Annotated in this window: 15 protein-coding genes; 8 read left to right on the forward strand and 7 right to left on the reverse strand. The window is 43.8% G+C overall.

What is annotated here, in order from left to right; genetic code table 11:
- Nucleotides 1-159: 159 nt before the first annotated feature.
- The 4 genes from AC07NA_RS24265 to AC07NA_RS24280 all read left to right on the forward strand — a co-directional run bounded on the left by AC07NA_RS24265 (nucleotide 160) and on the right by AC07NA_RS24280 (nucleotide 1714).
- Nucleotides 160-570, forward strand: coding sequence for a hypothetical protein (locus tag AC07NA_RS24265; RefSeq protein ID WP_494900458.1), 411 nt, complete (start codon nucleotides 160-162; stop codon nucleotides 568-570).
- A gap of 30 nt (nucleotides 571-600) precedes the next feature.
- Nucleotides 601-912, forward strand: coding sequence for a hypothetical protein (locus AC07NA_RS24270; RefSeq protein WP_494900460.1), 312 nt, complete (start codon nucleotides 601-603; stop codon nucleotides 910-912).
- Between the two features lie 64 nt (nucleotides 913-976).
- Nucleotides 977-1186, forward strand: coding sequence for a hypothetical protein (locus AC07NA_RS24275; protein ID WP_494900462.1), 210 nt, complete (start codon nucleotides 977-979; stop codon nucleotides 1184-1186).
- A gap of 75 nt (nucleotides 1187-1261) precedes the next feature.
- The gene (locus tag AC07NA_RS24280; protein ID WP_494900464.1) at nucleotides 1262-1714 is read left to right on the forward strand and encodes an SMI1/KNR4 family protein; all 453 of its coding nucleotides are present in this window, start codon (nucleotides 1262-1264) and stop codon (nucleotides 1712-1714) included.
- 85 nt (nucleotides 1715-1799) lie between these two features.
- On the opposite strand, the gene AC07NA_RS24285 is transcribed toward AC07NA_RS24280, so the two are convergent.
- Nucleotides 1800-2279, reverse strand: a complete 480-nt coding sequence (locus AC07NA_RS24285; protein ID WP_494900468.1) for a cupin domain-containing protein — start codon at nucleotides 2277-2279, stop codon at nucleotides 1800-1802.
- A 251-nt stretch (nucleotides 2280-2530) separates the two neighbouring features.
- Here AC07NA_RS24285 and AC07NA_RS24290 point away from each other — a divergent pair, with 251 nt between their 5' ends.
- The 3 genes from AC07NA_RS24290 (at nucleotide 2531) to AC07NA_RS24300 (ending at nucleotide 8510) form a co-directional block, all read left to right on the forward strand.
- A complete protein-coding gene (locus AC07NA_RS24290) occupies nucleotides 2531-4897 on the forward strand; it encodes an ABC transporter permease (protein WP_494900470.1) in 2367 nt (788 codons plus the stop codon).
- A gap of 113 nt (nucleotides 4898-5010) precedes the next feature.
- The gene (locus tag AC07NA_RS24295) at nucleotides 5011-7743 is read left to right on the forward strand and encodes a TonB-dependent receptor (protein ID WP_494900472.1); all 2733 of its coding nucleotides are present in this window, start codon (nucleotides 5011-5013) and stop codon (nucleotides 7741-7743) included.
- Nucleotides 7740-8510, forward strand: coding sequence for a GLPGLI family protein (locus tag AC07NA_RS24300; protein ID WP_494900474.1), 771 nt, complete (start codon nucleotides 7740-7742; stop codon nucleotides 8508-8510). The genes AC07NA_RS24295 and AC07NA_RS24300 overlap by 4 nt, the downstream gene beginning before the upstream one ends.
- An 11-nt stretch (nucleotides 8511-8521) precedes the next feature.
- On the opposite strand, the gene AC07NA_RS24305 is transcribed toward AC07NA_RS24300, so the two are convergent.
- The 4 genes from AC07NA_RS24305 to AC07NA_RS24320 form a co-directional block, all read right to left on the reverse strand.
- Nucleotides 8522-9208 (reverse strand): pirin family protein, encoded by a 687-nt coding sequence (locus AC07NA_RS24305; RefSeq protein WP_494900476.1) that lies wholly within the window; start codon nucleotides 9206-9208, stop codon nucleotides 8522-8524.
- Nucleotides 9209-9212: 4 nt separating this feature from the next.
- Entirely contained in the window at nucleotides 9213-9716 is a 504-nt protein-coding gene (locus AC07NA_RS24310; protein ID WP_494900477.1) for a hypothetical protein, read from the reverse strand.
- A 62-nt stretch (nucleotides 9717-9778) separates the two neighbouring features.
- Complete coding sequence (locus AC07NA_RS24315) at nucleotides 9779-10510, reverse strand: dioxygenase family protein (protein WP_494900478.1); 732 nt, start codon at nucleotides 10508-10510, stop codon at nucleotides 9779-9781.
- Nucleotides 10511-10670: 160 nt separating this feature from the next.
- Nucleotides 10671-11549, reverse strand: coding sequence for an NmrA family NAD(P)-binding protein (locus AC07NA_RS24320; protein ID WP_494900479.1), 879 nt, complete (start codon nucleotides 11547-11549; stop codon nucleotides 10671-10673).
- Between the two features lie 83 nt (nucleotides 11550-11632).
- On the opposite strand from AC07NA_RS24320, the gene AC07NA_RS24325 reads away from it, so the two are divergent.
- A complete protein-coding gene (locus tag AC07NA_RS24325) occupies nucleotides 11633-12028 on the forward strand; it encodes a winged helix-turn-helix transcriptional regulator (RefSeq protein ID WP_494900481.1) in 396 nt (131 codons plus the stop codon).
- A gap of 10 nt (nucleotides 12029-12038) precedes the next feature.
- Here AC07NA_RS24325 and AC07NA_RS24330 read toward each other — a convergent pair whose 3' ends face one another.
- Nucleotides 12039-14609: a T9SS type B sorting domain-containing protein gene (locus tag AC07NA_RS24330; RefSeq protein WP_494900482.1), complete on the reverse strand. Its 2571-nt coding sequence runs from the start codon at nucleotides 14607-14609 to the stop codon at nucleotides 12039-12041.
- Between the two features lie 149 nt (nucleotides 14610-14758).
- Entirely contained in the window at nucleotides 14759-17152 is a 2394-nt protein-coding gene (locus tag AC07NA_RS24335) for an ABC transporter permease (protein WP_494900483.1), read from the reverse strand.
- Nucleotides 17153-17344: the final 192 nt, after the last annotated feature.

Below are 17344 nucleotides of genomic sequence, written 5' to 3' on the forward strand. Positions count from 1 at the left end.
TTGCACTAAATATAAGCGGATTGCTTTTACTGCTCAAGGCATTTAACATATATTCACATTTGGATGATACAATTGATATACCTTGCATATCTACACTTGAACTGAATTATTCCATATATTTAGTGAATATAAATTTGAAATCAGCCTGCTATCCTTATCATGTCAACCCCAGATAATTTTACACAGAACAATTTTAACAGGCAACAGATCAGCCTTGTCTGGTGGCAAAAAAGGCGCTTGCATTATAACACGGGCTTAGTTATAGCAGGTATATCGGCATTTGTGCTGTATGTCATTTTAGGCAGTTTCCTCATAGCGCCCTATGATGAGGAATTTGAGATAACACTATTCACCATATTTTTTCAGGGTATAGGCTATTTAATTATGATGGGAGTGGCCAATCTGTTTTATACTTTGGGCTACGCGGTAGATGCCGGCTTTAATACGGCAGATAACGACGCCTTTAGAGTACGACTCTATAAATTAGGTTACTGGTTCTCGTTTGGATTGCCGTTCCTTGTTCCGTTAGCAGTAGTGCTTAAGTATATTTTCATTTATGCCGGGCAATAAATATAATTAAACAGATATATAACATACAGCATGAACAGTTACCTGCAAAGAGCCTGGAGCGACTATATAGATAACCCTACTCTTGACGATATTAAAACAGTTATTGAAGAAACGCAACAGATGGACGACGAACACGGCGCATTTTGGGTAGGCATAAATGATGATGAAGTTGTGATGGAAGCGGAAAAAGATTTAAGAGTAACCGCTGTTTTCGATGGAGACGACCGTAACCCCATTATAAAACACGTGGACAACTGGACCGAAGTTGAAAAACTATATACACTTCTTTTAAATGGCGAGTTAGATAAATTAAGATCGGCGATGGCTAAACCTATATTATAAATCAGGTATGAAAACATTTCTTATTTGCAGCATCGTAATTTTTGTTTTATTAACATTGATTACGATGAATAATCAGGCCGCTTCGGATGGGATTGACAGCTATGGTTTCCCAAAGATATTTTATCAATATTCAGGTGGAAAATCAACGTTGGCACATAAAAATAAAACACAGTTTCTACCATTAAGCTTATTTCTGGATATAGTTGTAGCTATGTTAGCGGCTACTATCTTTTTGCTAATACAAAAGATGTTAAAAAAGAGAGTTGCATTTTAAATCCTTAGCCCATATAAATTTCAAATCTGAATTTATCGCAACAATACCCACTATTACCTTTATAAATCATCGCACATGTCGATACCCGAAATAATCACCTATTTAAAAAACCACATAGATCAAACCGACATAACGCTCTATTGGCCCGCTTCGCTTGAGCTTATTAACAAATTTGAAACGACGTTTAATGTTAAACTTCCGGATGATATCAAAGAATTCTACTTGTTCTGTAATGGCTTTGAATCGGAAGAAGATCTATTCAGAATTATTCCCCTTGATGAAATGATAGAACAGAAAGGCCAGAATGATGATCATAATATTTACATAGCCGAATATCTTATCTACTGTGATATGTGGCAGTTGGAAATAGAAGGGAAGAATTATAGTATTTCGCATACGGATTCCACCTACACAAAAGCTGTGCTAACTGTAAATTTCGCTGAGTTTTTAGAGCGTTTTCTGAAGGGCGGGGTGTACACGCCTTTGGGGTTATATCACTGGAGAACTGAAGTTCTTAGAAAAATGTAGAAAGATATTTAAATCTTGTTAAGGGAATTTTAAAAAAGCCTCTCAGATCACTCCGAAAGGCTTTCTCATTATCCCACGAAATTTCTTACGCGAATTTTACCCCATACTTTTCATCCAGTACCTGCGCCATGTAGGTTATGGCTTCGGCAGGTGGCGGGCCTTGCGGCGCGGTTACCTGCGGTTCGCCTTCCACCGGTGTGCTGAACTCCATAAAGTAATCAACAAACTTACCGGGAGTAACCATGGTAAGCATGCGGGCTTCGGCGGTATTAAGTGTAAAACGGTGAGCGATGCCGCGCGGCGCGAATACGGCTTCACCATGTTTGGCGATGATGGTTTCGTTGCCTATTTCAAAGCTTACTTCGCCATCTATCAGGTAAAAGGTTTCGTCTTCATGTAAATGAATGTGCGGCGGTGGTTCGGAACCTTTAGGCAATCGTATATCGATAATACCCATGGCTCCCGCCGTTTGTTCGGGCGAAATTAATACGCTGAAAAATCCGCCATGGTAGCTTCTGTAAGCTACCGGCGCTGTTACACTGGTTTCTGAAATTGTGATACTCATATTCTTTTGGTTATTTATATTGATGACGTAGCCGGTAAAGCATATGCTACAAGCGGGTAAGCATTTAATTATAAATGCCGCGTTCAATCAATAAAACAAACCTCTTAAAATCCTTCCCGCAACATTCAAGCGAAAGCCGCTGTGTTAAAATAAGTTAAATGCTTTTACAGCTATCGGCATATTAAATAACTTAGTGCATAATTATATTACCGGCGTAAAAACCCGCACAAAGCAACCAACCTACACACAGCATGATCAAAAACTACTTAAAGATAGCCTGGCGCAACCTGGCCAAAAACAAGGTATCGTCGTTCATTAACATAGGCGGACTGGCCATTGGTATGGCGGTAAGTTTTATGCTGCTGTTGTATGTATACAATGAGTTCAGTTTTGATAAGTTCCACACCAAGGCCGACCGTATTTACAAGGCATTTAAAAACCAACCCGGCAATGGCGAAATAAAAACCAAGCCCTTAACACCACAGCGGCTTGCAGGTACCTTAACGCAGGATTTCCCCGAAGTTGAACGCGTGGCCCGCATTAACGAAGCCAAGGATATACTGATAAAATATGCCGACAAAGGCATCAAGTTTAATACCGTAGCCGTAGACCCTGCATTACTTAATATTTTCGATTTTGATTTTATATATGGCAATAAAGCCACTGCGCTAACAGATCAATCAACTATTGTACTCTCCGAATCTGCCGCGAAGGCATTGTTTGGCAATGTAAACCCGGTAGATAAAATCGTTCAGTTTGATGTACGTTTTCCGCTTAAGGTGAGCGGGGTAATTAAGGATAACCCGGCTAATTCAAGTTTTACCTTTAAGGCACTTATCCCCTGGAACGCTTTTATGGCCCAGCAGCCCTGGTTAAAAGATGAAACCTGGGGTTACTATTCGTATTTTACTTATGTGCTGTTAAAACAGGGCGCCTCGGTTAGCGCGGTTAATGCCCGTATAAAAAATCTTATAGGCGAACACTTCGCTGCTGATAAGGATGTAAAGCTGTTTATGTACCCCTTTACACGGTTGCACCTCTATGGCGACTTTAAGAACGGCGTTCAAGCAGGCGGCAATATCGAATATGTGCGCCTGTTTTTAATCTTGGCCATCGGCATACTGGTTATCGCCTGTATCAATTTCATTAACCTATCAACCGCGCATTCGGGCAGGCGTGCCCGTGAGGTAGGCATTCGTAAGGCCATGGGTGCCCGCAGGGCCGCGCTCATCAGGCAGTTCATGGGCGAATCGTTATTGATGACCCTGCTGGCTTTTGTATTGGCGCTGATATTGGTTGCCCTGCTGTTGCCTGCCTTTACCCATTATGTGAACATCCATATCACCGTACCGTTTAAAAATGTATGGGTATGGCTTACCATTTTGGCGGTTACGCTATTTACAGGCTTGGCGGCGGGGAGCTACCCGGCCTTGTTGCTATCGGCATTTAACCCCGTGAGCGTGTTAAAAGGTCAGCTATTAAATACCAACACGGCGGCTAAACCAAGGCAGATACTGGTGGTATTGCAGTTCACCTTTGCGGTATGCCTTATCCTATCGAGCATTTTCATTTACAAGCAGATCAATTATATAAAAGATCGCCCGGTGGGTTATAACCGTAACGGGTTGATTGAACTACCTGCTGATGGCAGCATGTTCGAAAAGTTCGAGAGCTTCAGGCAGGATGCCCTTAACGCCGGGGCTATTACCGAAGGCGCGTTAATCTCCGAACCTATAACCACAGTGACTAACGCCACCTGGCAAAATACATGGCCCGGTCAGTTGCCCGGCGAAGAAAAAATTCCGATTGATTGCTTCGCGGTTACATATCATTTCATTGATACCTATCAGTTTACCTTAGTGCAAGGCCGCGATTTTGCTACCGACAGGCCTGCCGATTCAACAGCCGTAATACTTAACGAAGCCGCGGTAAAGCTGATGCGCCTTAAAGATCCCATAGGGCAAACCATAAAATGGATGGACGCTAAGCGCACGGTTGTTGGTGTGGTAAAAAACTTTGTTTGGGCTTCGCCTTACGAATCGGTGAAGCCCGCCATCATCGGCTTTGTGCCTGGCTGGGCAGGCAATATCGGGTTAAGGTTAAACCCTGATGTATCTGTCGCTAAAAATCTTGGGGTATTAAAAACCTTGTACAGCAAGTATAATCCGTCCTTCCCGTTCGAGTATAAATTTACCGACGAAAACTTTGCTTCCAAGTTCAGGAGCGAAAAATTGCTGGGCACCATGTCGGTGTTGTTTACTGTTTTGGCCATCATCATTTCGGCATTGGGATTGTTTGGCTTGGCCTCCTTCTCGGCCGAGCAGCGCCGCAAGGAGATCAGCATCCGCAAGGTATTAGGGGCAAGCACGGCAAATCTGTGGCTAAAGCTCTCGCAGGAGTTTATCAAACTGGTAATTATCGCCTTTGTGATAGGTTCGGCAATCAGCTGGTATAATATTAACCGCTGGCTAACGCAATACACCTTCCATACCAGCTTTGAGGTGTGGATATTTTTAGTCACCATGGCGGCGAGTATAGTCATCTGCCTTGCGGCGGTAAGCTGGCAGGCCATAAAAGCCGCGTGGGCAAACCCGGTTAATAATTTGCGAAGCGAGTAATATTACGCGGCGGTTCATAGTTGCATTTGCCACGCTAATAATTATTTATTAATAGTGCAAAATCGTTTTTCAAACTGGTTTTTTAGTTATATATTGCCCGCATAAACCTCCTTATGACGCCTAAAAGCGCAATAATTATTATCTATTGCTTAATATGTTCTGCCACTGCCTTTGCCCAAACCAATTATGGTGTTAAGGGGCTGGTTGCCGATACCTCATCAAATATCTCCCTGGATAAAGCCACTGTTTGCGTGCTTAATGCCAAAGATTCCATCCTTTTAAAGTATAGCTATACCGACAAGGGTGCATTTAACATCGACAAACTGCAACCGGGCAAATACATGCTCATGGTTACCTATCCCGACTATGCCGACTTTGTAGAGAATTTCACGCTGGATCCCGATCATCCTCTGAAGGATTTTAATAGTATAGGCATGATATTACGTTCGAAACTATTGAACGAGGTGATCATTAAGGCGAGAGCCGTAGCCATTAAAATAAAGGGCGATACCACTGAATTTAACGCCGCCGCCTATATCACGCAAAAGAATGCCAAGGTGGAAGACCTGCTGAAACAATTACAGGGCATGAAGATAGATCAGCGGGGGAAGATCACATTTCAAGGGCAGGCTATTGATAAGGTACTGGTAGATGGCGAGGAGTTTTTTGGCGATGACCCGCTGCTGGTCACCAAAAACCTGCGGGCCGATATGGTGAGCAAGATACAGGTATACGACCAAAAAAGCGAAGATGCCAAACTGAAAGGTATTGACGATGGTGTAAAAATAAAAACCATTAACATACAACTCACCGAGGATAAAAGGAAGGGTATTTTTGGCAAAGCCGAGGGGGATTACGGTACCGGTAAATATAATACAGGGCAGGTAATGGTGAATAAGTTCACCACAAAAGAAAAGATTGCGGCTTTTGGTAGTTTTAGTAACACGGGTAAGGTAGGTTTAAACGATGATGATAATAACAAATATGGCGGCGGTGGCTACAATAACGGCGGCTATGATGGCGTAGGCTTACCCCTGTCGCGGAATGCGGGCGCTTTTTACAGCAACAAATGGAATAAAGACAAGCAATCTATCAACACCAGTTATAAAATAGGCTCATTTAGTGTTGATGGCGAGGGTAGTTCCTTTACCCAAAATAATTTGCCGGGCAATTTTAATACCAGTAACCGCACCAATACATTTCACAGGTATAATTTTAATCAATCGTTATCGGGGGCCTTTACCTCACAAATAGATTCAACCTCCGACATTAACACCCGCTTTGGCGCTTACAATACTAATGGTAAAAGCGATGGTAAAAGCAACACAACCACCCTGCGTGGCAATGGCGTTTTGCAAAACACAAGTGATAACGCCACCTTTGGCGACTATGACCATAACTCGTTATCCAGTTCCGTTTATTATACGAAACGCCTGAAAAAGAAAGGCCGTTACATCTCCTTAAATGCTTATGGAGCAGCCAGCAAAGGTAACAATAACAACAACCTCAATACAACACTAAAATACTATAATGAGCAAGGTACGTTAGATAATACAAGCCTTATAGATCAACACAAGCCCGGCACCTTTAAAAGTAGCGATTACGGAGTGGGCGTATCCTATGGTGAACCGCTTTCAAAAAAGATTACTGTATCGGCAGGCTACAATATAAGCAGTAACGTTAGCCATAACAGCCAGTTATCATTCAACAAATCGGCAGCAAACCGGTATGATATGCTTGATTCTCTTTTCAGTAACGACTTGAAAGTTACAAACCAATCCGGGGGGTATACTGTAGGCATGGCTTACTCGGGTACCGGTACTTATTTCAGCATAGGTGCCAATGTAGCAAGGGTTAACTCAAAACAGGCTGATCTGTTTGCCGATACGGTACTGAGTCGTAAGTTTGTCAATTGGTCGCCGAATGCTTACTTCAGCCATCAGTTAAGTAAGGCGGCATCCATCAATTTTAATTATTATGGTTTTAGCGGCCAGCCATCATTTAATCAACTACAACCTTTAAGGCAAAACTCCGATCCCCTAAATATCACCATTGGTAATCCGGCTTTAAAATCATCCTTCTCTAACCGCTTTTCTGCTAATTACCGCCTTTACCAGCCAACCCTCGATAGGGGGATCAATCTTAACGGTTCGTATTCCAATACTTATAATGCCATTGTATATAACCGTACAACCGATTCGGCCGGGGTAAATACGCTGCAATATGTAAATATTGATAAAAAACCCACCAGCTGGAACATATATAGCGAGGTATACGGCCACTTCCCGAAGCTCGATTTTATTGTGAGCATCAATATGTCGGTTAACGGCAACACGCAGTTCAATTATGTTAATAACCAGTTGAATACATCAAAATCAACCACCTATACACCGCAGATCAACATCTGGAAGAACAAGACCAACTATTCATACTTTTTTGATTTCGGGTTGAATTATGTGGTCAACTCCAGCTCATTGCAGCAGATCAATAATAACAGCCGCGGTTTTCTTACCAATGCCGGTTTTAGCTTTAAGCTGCCGCATGGCTTTTTTATAAACAGCGATGCCCGGTATAGCTATACTGCCAAAAACAAGGTGTTCGACCGCGATTTCAGTCGTTACCTGATCAACTCCACCATTGGTAGAACTTTTTTGAAGGATGAAAGCCTGAAGATCTCGATAATGGGGAACGACCTGCTTAACCAAAATACAGGCTATAGCCGCAACGGCAATGCCGATAACTTTACCGAAGAACGCAACACCACCATAAGGCGCTACTTCCTGTTTTCGGTAACGTGGGATTTCAGCAAATTCGGTAAATCATTACAACCCGTACCACAACCATGAAATATATAGTCTATATTTTTACTTGCGTGTTTATGTTTAAAGCAGCGGTATCGCCTGCTCAAAACAAGCACTTTATAACAAGCGGTGTTATTGAATTTGAACGTACCGCCAACATGTTCGCGCTGGTTAAAAAGAAGGTGACCAAAAGCACCATGGATGTAAAACCTTATTATGAAGAGTATTTAAGAACCCAGCCCCAGTTCAGGAAGTTGAAGAGCACCCTGACTTTTGGCAATAATACTACTCTGTACAACCCGTTGCCCGCGGATACCTGGGTATATTACTGGTATGATTCGCCAATGGCTAACCAATTGAATATCGTGTTTTCTGACCTTACTAAAAGCTCATCAGTTATTCAGAAAGACTTTTACGAGCGTACATACCTGGTAAAGGATAGTCTGCGTACTATTAAGTGGAAAATAACCGACGAAACACGGGTAATTGCCGGGTACAATTGTCGCCGGGCAAACGCGCTGGTGCTCGATTCTATTTATGTGGTTGCCTTTTATACCGATGAGATCCATGTATCGGGAGGCCCGGAATCATTCAACGGTTTGCCGGGTATGATACTGGGCGTTGCCGTTCCGCACGAAAACGTAACCTGGTTTGCCACCAAAGTAACCGAAAAAGCAATCGAAAATAAAACCCTCGTACCGCCCACCAAAGGCAAAGGGGTAAACAACAAGCAATTGTACGAGGAGATTATGAAGGTAATAAGCAATAGCGGCGACTATGCTATTGTACAATTAAAAGGGTTGCTATTATAACTACCGTCACGCTACTTAAGCTCAATCAGCAGCAGTACAGCGTTATTGCTCAGTGCTTCGGCTTCCACCTGTTCGGTGTCCCAAAGAGCGAGCCCATCACGTTCGTGCAAGAGCCTGTTTTGTAGCTCGAAGGCTCCGGCTATTACGAAGGCAAACACCTGCGACTGTTCATCCTTTAAATAATAAACGGCTTCCGTACGCCCGGCAAAGCGGCCAATGTGCAGGGCAAAGGGCAATGTATTATTATCAACAACAGTCACCAAACTATCCGGGTTGCCGTGTATATCAAAAGCGAAATTTTGTGCTGATGTTGGTGTAGCCGCATCTGCTTTTATTTGCACCACTATAAAATCCACCCAGTTTTCGGGATAGGGATTAGAAAGGGTAAACACCTCGTTGTCGGAAACCGGCAGTAGCAGCACTTCTCCGGCATCGGCTTCATGTGTTTGTGCCCCTATCGTGATCTGTACTGCGCCGGTAACCGGCAGTACAATCATGTAACCCCTAAAGCGAGCCTGTTGCTGAACGGAAGCCCCGGCAGCAAGCATTTCATCATTAAAGGTATAAAGGCTGCCCGGCCCTTGTTTATGCTCGTTATAATAACCGGCAAAATTGAAGGTGCTATACCGGCGTTCGAGGGCTGTTTCAGTAAGTCCGCGATCATCTGCCAAAAATATTTTGCCGTGCGATTGTTCCATAGTGTTAATCAACCATTTGTACAGAATAGATGCTCAGGTAAGGCTGTAACTGAAATAAGTGAGTAAGCACAGGGCTTTCGGCGGGTATCTCGTTACCGATCAATAAATAATTATCAATGGTATCGTACCACAACACCGGTTCCGAAAAAAAGCTGATGGAAATTTGGTGCTTATCCTTCAGGTGTAAATGCGAATTAATGATCTCGAACTGAAAGGTTTTAAACTTTAAAAACCTGCGACCAAGATTGTTCAGTATATCCGGCATTACATCGTTCAATTGCTGAATATAATTCATAACCGCGCCGCTAACAATATGGGTCAGCTTTTTTACTTCGGGCACATGGCTAAGCAATTCGCCGTACGACGGATAGGTTTGTACCTCGGCAAAATTTTGCACCTGCATCCTGAACTCCATATAGCTATCGTCAAACACCAGCTTCTCCCAAGGTTTACCGGAATTTACATCGATGATTTTACGGTAACACAATACTATTTTACGATTGGCCATTAGAGCGGATAAATAAGGGCACCCAACATTCGCCGGGTACCCCTGGTTATGAAACAGAACAATTATGCAGGTACAGCAAGCGCTATTGAAAGCGCGAAACCATCGGTAGTATTACCGGTTACGGTAGCAATTTCTACCCCGGCAGTATCATCACTAAACACATTATCACTTTTGTTATAGGTATAATTGCTCATGCCTTTTGAGTAACCGTTTACCGCCGCAACGGCAGTTCCTGTACCTTCGGGAAAAGCGATCTGCGTAACTTTTAACGACGTGCCCGAGCTGTTGTATACATGCACGTGTATGTGCGTAGCCCTGCCGCTATACCAGCCCGGGAAGATGGAAGTAAAGGTAACCAGTCCGTTAGCATCGGTAGTTTGGCGGCCCCGTAAAAAGTGAACTGACTGATAATTGGTAGATTGCATGCCCGAGCCACCGTATTCGGAGTAATTGCCCTCGGCATCACAATGCCATATATCAACCAGCGCGCCTGATACTGCCGCACAGCTTTTGCTGCTGTTATTAATGGTAATTTTAATAGTAAGCTTATAGCCCGTACGATCTGACGTGATATCGCTGCGTACATAAGATGCAGGCTGCTTGGTTGGGAACGGCCCCTCGGTTTCGGTTGGCGCTACCACACAACCACCCTCCGCCGATCCATCTGCCGTGCTGCTTGAAGTAGTTGTAGCATCCGGCGAAGCCGAATCGCTATCCTTTTTGCAGGCCTGTAATATCACAGGTGCAGATACCGCGCTGATCACTAAACTCTTTAAAAAATTCTTTCTTTCCATAACCTAACGTTTATAATGTAAAGGTGTGCGAAAGAGCGGCCTGTTTAATGAGAGTATCGGTGAAGCGGGCTGATGTGTCGATAATCAGGTAACAAAAAAGGGAATCAACCTCTTATAAGAATAAAGAGACCGATTCCCTTAGTTGTTTGCTGTCGCGATGTTAAAAAGCAGCGGCAAACTCCTGCGCGAAGCTTTCAAAATTACGGCCGCCGAATGTGGCCGGTTTGTGGGCATCGTAATATTGCCATAAAATGCCGCTGCGCACAGCGGTGCCCATTTCTACAAAGTTGCGTGCCATTTCGGCGGGTAAACCGCCTTGCAGCATACCGTTAAGGGCTTGTTCGTCGGTAAACTCCACCCATGGCAGTTCGGGTTTGCCAATGGCAGCGCCCAATACCGCGGCGGCTTCGTTGGGGGTGCGCTCATCACTTACGAGGTAACGCACGCTGTGGCCTGTAAAATCATTTTGAATTTCTTCGGCAGCTACATCGGCAATATCGACCGGGTGCACCATTACCAGGCGGGCATCGCCGGGATAATTAGCGCCAAGGATGCCCTGGTGTTTGATGAGATCTACATTGCCATAAAAGTTAACGTAAAAGAACGGCGCGCGCAGGTGTTTTATCGCTACGTTTTCCAGCTTGCTAAAAATTTGCTCCACATCGTGCAAACCGGCAATTGGACCTGTGCCGCCATCTAAATGCGCGCCAATGCTGCTCAGGTTAACCACGCGGGTTACGCCTGCCTGTTTAATGGCTTCGGCGTAGTTTTTACCGATACCGCCAACATGCTGCCTGAAATTTTCGGCATTATAGCTGGGCGGTACCATAGTGTATATGGCATCGGCACCTGTAAAAGCATCGGTAAGAAAAACCACATCGGTTATAGAACCAATTTTGGGCGTAGCGCCTAAGGCCTCTATATCGGCCGCCTTATTGGCATCGCTGCTGATGATACTAACCTGATGACCGGCTTTAATTAATTGTATGGCCAGGGGCTTGCTGATATTACCCAATGAACCTAAAAGTGTGATTTTCATGCTGATTTATTTAATTTTTATTGTCAGCAAAGCTATATTTGTACTTACTTTTATACAAGTACTTACCCTAAAGTGTGTATGCTATGACGGCCATTAAAGAGAGTTCGACCCTACAGGAAAACAAACACCTGGCGTTTAAAGAATGCCCGGTAACGTATGTGATGGATAAGATAGGCGGACACTGGAAACCCATCATTTTGTTTCATTTACTATCGGGCAGTAAACGTTACAGCGAACTGAAAAAGACCATACCGGCCATTACCGAAAAAATGTTGATACAGCACCTGAAACAGCTGGAAGCCGATAAATTGCTAACCCGTGAAGCACGCCCCGTAGTGCCGCCCTATGTGACCTACACGCTTACACCATCGGGCATGGGGCTTAAGCCAGTGCTGCTTGCCATGGCGGTATGGGCCATGCAGGAACGCATGGACGACCCGAAAATAACCCATAAAGATCTGGCCGGTTTTCCGGGTTGATGGCGAATGCTTAGTACAGAACCGTGAGTGAACCTTTGAGTATTTGCTGACTTGCTTTAGTATTGATGATATAATAGTAGGCCCCGGCAGGTACTTTAACGCCTTTACGATGACCATTCCACGGCACGGGGTAACCGATACTCTCGAACACCAGCGCGCCGTAACGGTTATATATTTTAACACTGGCAGACGGATCATTATCAAGGCCGGTAATTATCCAGGTATCATTTATGCCATCGCCATTGGGGGTAAAGGTATTGGCAAACTTTATATCGGTACACTTGCTGGCAATGTTTATGGTTTGTGTGGCCGTACAGCCGTTTTGATCGGTCACTTTCAGTGACACCGTCCCCGCTGAACTTGCTATATAGGTTTGCGTACCGGGCTGCCCGTTCCATTCATATTTAGCCATATTTGCCGGGGCGGTGAGGGCAACCTGCTCATGGTTGTACGCGCAAAGCGTAGCATCGGCAAGGCTGAGTGCAGGATTTGGCAAAACATCAATATCAATACTCGCCGGGGCTGTACATAAACTTCCGGTTGTTACTATGGCTGCATACCGCCCCGCCCGGGTTACCTGAATTTCATCGGTAGTTTCACCTGTTGACCATTTTAGCGTGCCCGCGCTGTGCGTTGCTTTAAGCTTAATGGATGCACCATCGCACCAAGCGGAATTACCAATCTTTTCGATACTGATAGTTGGCAGATCGCCTATAACAAGCGGGAATATAACAGAAGACTCACTGCAACTACCGGTAAGGCTATTAACTGAAATTGAATAATTGCCCGGCACGTCGGTTATCAGATCAACCTGATCCTGTGCTTCGGGCAATGCTACACCATCGCGAAACCAGTTAATCGTATATGCCGCACCAGTAGGCACATCGGTAAACAACCTGGCTTTATCGCCCACACAGTAATTAGCTTTATCACCGCTGATAGCTGGCCGGGGCAATGTCGTAAAACTAACTTCTACTTCTTTTGATGGCAGCCAACCGGCTCCGCAGGCGCTTGCCTCAATCTTATATTTACCGGTTTCTGTAACTGATATTTGTTTACCGGTAACACCGTTCAGTATTCCGTTTTTATACCAGCGGTATTGGTAAGCATCGTTACCGTCTGCTTTTAAGGTTACCGTTTCGCCTTTGCATTTAACAATCTTGTTAGGGTAATTAAAGCTGAACACTACATCAACACCGGTAACTTTCAAAACATTTGTTAAAGCACCATATCCCGAACACGGGTCATAAATTTTTGCACTATAAAGGCCGCCTGTTTTTACTATCAACGTTGATCCAACTTCTCTGGACATGACAACTCCGTCTTTGTACCAGGCAATTGCACCTCTCCCAGCCTGATATTGTGGTATAACAATTTTAATGGTATTGCCCGTGCATAATTCCATTTCATTTACAACAGGCGACTTCCCTTCAAACTGAATTGCCGATAAAGGAGTACTCGTTTTAAAACGAGTATAACTTGGCGTTAAAAAATATAAGCCATCAGCGGTAGCCGTCCACACACCATTTTCGCAATACAGGTAAGGATCAATCGGCGTTGCGTTTACACATATATCATTTACTTTTTTGTTGCCAAGTTCATCACAATAGTAGTAGGCATATTTATCCGGGTCATAGTTCTGATCATATCCTGATGTGCTAAAGAATAAGCCTTCATCTGTAGCAACAAGCATGTTCTCCTGCCGTAGCCCTGCGCTCCCGTAAGAACCAAAAATTGCCAAACCATAAATGGATGATACTTTATTTATGCTCTTACCGGCCAAATAATTTTGATAATTATGGTTATTATAATTCTCCCACGGTGCTTTAAATAGTCCCTTTTCTGTAGCCCAGTACATCTCCATTTTATAGGTGCGCTCATCTCCCCTGCTTATATTATTAGTTGAGTAATAAGCACTTGAAATATTATCTCCAAACTGTGCGCCAACCCAAACTATATTAACAAACGTAGATAACCCATATATTCCCATAGAGTAGCCCGTGGCACCATCAGGTGGGATACCCCTGCCATTACTGGCAGACATTAGGGTGTTACGATAAGATGCCTCAAAAACCCGTCCGTTGAAATCAACTTCAGACGGTGTCATACTTTCTGTTATAAAATTATAGCGATCAATACCATGCAGGGTACCTATGTAAAGTATTTGCCCAAGTGTGCCGCCAAAGTAAACATGTTCAATACCTATTGAGTTTACCGGTCCGGATAAGCCATTAGTTGCATCAATTACTTTTAACACGCCGTTTTTATAAAAGACAATGCTGGTAGAATTGGTCGCAACAAATACCATATCTTTAGTACATCCCGCTATATCAATAAATTGCTGTCCGGCATGGGAAGCAAACACCGGTGTAAAATCTTTTACTTCCTTTGTTTCACTATTAATACGATACACCTCATTGTTTTTTGACAATACCCATACGTAAGGATCGTCAAAATCACGCTTTACTTTAATTATATTTTTACCTGGTAAATATTTATCGCTGAGATGAAATTCAATATCTTGCTGGCTGTAGGCGCTAATTCCAATAAACAGAAAACAAAATAACAGGATATAACGCACGGGGTGTTTGATAAAGCTTAGATTTTACATTCTAAAAATAACATTTTTTTCCGTTATCAATACTTTAAATCAGCAAAAGCAATTACACCAAAAAAGGCGCTGACCGCTCATCGCTGCCAACGCCTATATAAACATAACTATAAACTATACTATTCGCTGCGCAAGCTTTTCACCGGGTTGGCAATGGCTGCCTTAACCGATTGAAAGCTTACTGTAAACAAGGCAATAAATGCCGATAACAAGGCAACCCAGCCAAATACCTGCCAGTCAATCGCTATGCGGTAGGCAAAATCGTTAAGCCATTGGTGCATAGCATACCAGGCCAGCGGCCAGGCTATCAGGTTAGCAATTAATACCAGTTTTATAAAGTGCCCCGATAGCAGCAGCACAATGTTTTGTACCGATGCGCCAAGCACTTTGCGTACCCCTATTTCTTTTATACGCTTTTCGGCCGAATAAGATGCAAGGCCCAGTAAACCAAGTGCTGAAATCAAAATGGCCAGTCCGGCGAGGATCCCTACAATTTTGCTTACCTGGTTATCGGCCTGGTATACCTCGTTAAAATGATCGTCTAAAAACTGGTACTCAAAAGGGCGGTCGGGATAAATGCCATTCCATTTGGCTTGCATAAAGGCAATCGCTTCCTTGGCTTTACCCGGGTTTATCTTTACCGAAACCTGGCTGAAGCCCCATTCCTTTTGATTGAACATAAACATGGTTTCAATTTTATAGTGCAGCGAGTTAAAGTTGAAATCTTTAGCTACGCCGGTTATCACCCCTAACGAATCGAAACCGAAGGGCTTGCCGATCAGTGATGACAGCGGTGCTTTTTTATCGTCCTTCAACAGTTCTTTAGCCAGTGCCTCGTTAATGATATACTCGCGGCCTTTGCCGTTCTCGGTAAAGTTTTTTCCTTCGGCGAGTTTTATTTTATAGAGGTCAAGATAATCATGATCTACTACTAAACGCGTTACCGCCAGTTGCCGCTTAGGGCCATTACCGGGCTGAAACTCTACCCCCGATTGATCAAGGTGACTGCCCAGTACATCCTGCGCGGCGGTTACTCCCGAAATAAGGGTATTGTTGGCCAGTTCTGATTTAAGCAGATCGTACTTTCTGGAAGTAATATCATCCAGCGGAATGGTTACCACCTGCTCGCGGCTAAAACCGGGATCCTGCTGCTGCATAAACCGGAGCTGCTTTACCACAAATACGGTAGCTATCATTAAAAATACCGCGCTGGTAAACTGCCCAACCACCAGCACGTTACGTAACGATGCCTTGTTGCGGCCAACTTCGATAACGCCTTTCAGCACCTTTATCGGCTTAAACGACGACAGGAATGCCGCCGGGTAAAGGCCTGATAGCAGGCCTACCACCAGCGTTAAACCAAAGATGATCAACAAAAATTCGGGGTGGCTAAATATGGGCAGGCTTATACTACGCTGACTAAGGTTATTGATATAAGGCAGGCTGATCTCTACCAAAACAATTGCCAGCACTAAGGCAAATAAGGAGAGCAGCACGGTTTCGCCCAAAAACTGGATAGCCAACTGAAAGCGGTGCGCCCCTATCAATTTACGGATACCTACTTCTTTAGCCCGCTCGGCCGAACGCGCGGTAGAAAGGTTCATGAAGTTAACACAGGCTATTACCAATACAATGATGGCGATAATGGCAAACAGGTTGGTTGAGCGTTTATCAAATTTTTGATAGTTGAGGTAATCCAGCCCGATATCTGACGTACCGGCGTGAATTTCTTTAAGCGGTACATAAAACAGTTCATAGTATTTCCAACCCTCGTTTTGCGACATGTATTTTTTAAGATAGCCCGGCATTTTCTTTTCCAGCGAAGCTATATTGGTGCCCGGTGCCATTTCGAAATAAGTATTTAGCCAGTTACCACCCCAATTCTCCATCCATGGTTTATAAGTACTGCTAAAAGAGAACAATCCATCAAACTGAAGCTGCGAGTTTTGCGGCACATCGGCCATTATACCGGTTACGGCGAAGCTCACGGTATCCTGCGCGTAGTGGGTAATTACTTTACCGATAGGATCCTGATCGCCAAATAGCTTTTTTGCTGTTTTTTGGGTAAGCACCACAGTGTTGGGTTTTTGCAACACTGTTTTGCGATCTCCTTTTATCAGCGCGAAATCGAAAATATCCAAAAAGGTAGAGTCAACAAACAAGGCCTGCGGCAAAAAGAGCTTTTGCGCGGCAAAGGTCATCTGGTATTTAGGATTCCACCTAACACGGGTAAAGTTCTTTATTTCGGGAAATTCATTTTTAAGCGTTGGCCCCATAGGATACATAGATAAAGCCACCTTTTGAGATGATACCATGCCCGGAAACTTTTGTACTTCGCTGAGGCGATAGATGTTTTTGGTATGCAGGTTATCGAAACTCTTCTCGTAAAAAACAAACAGCATAATCACTATACAGGCGGCCATACCCACGGCAAGGCCAATAATATTGATAGCCGAAAAAAACTTGTTTTTCCACAAGTTGCGCCATGCAACTTTAAAGTAGCTTTTTATCATAATTACTTAATTTTCAGGAAATAATGTGCCGATACACTTTTTGCTTACCACATATTACATGCCATGCTTTTATCTACCTGGTTGTCAAATAGATATGTCGAATTTTAATTTAGAAAATGTTCGGCTATGATATAGCTTACGTGCGGTTATGTTACAGCCATTATAGTATAGGAGGATTGGCAGTCGCTCCAA

The organism is Mucilaginibacter sp. GW821-FHT07G05 (assembly GCF_059418565.1).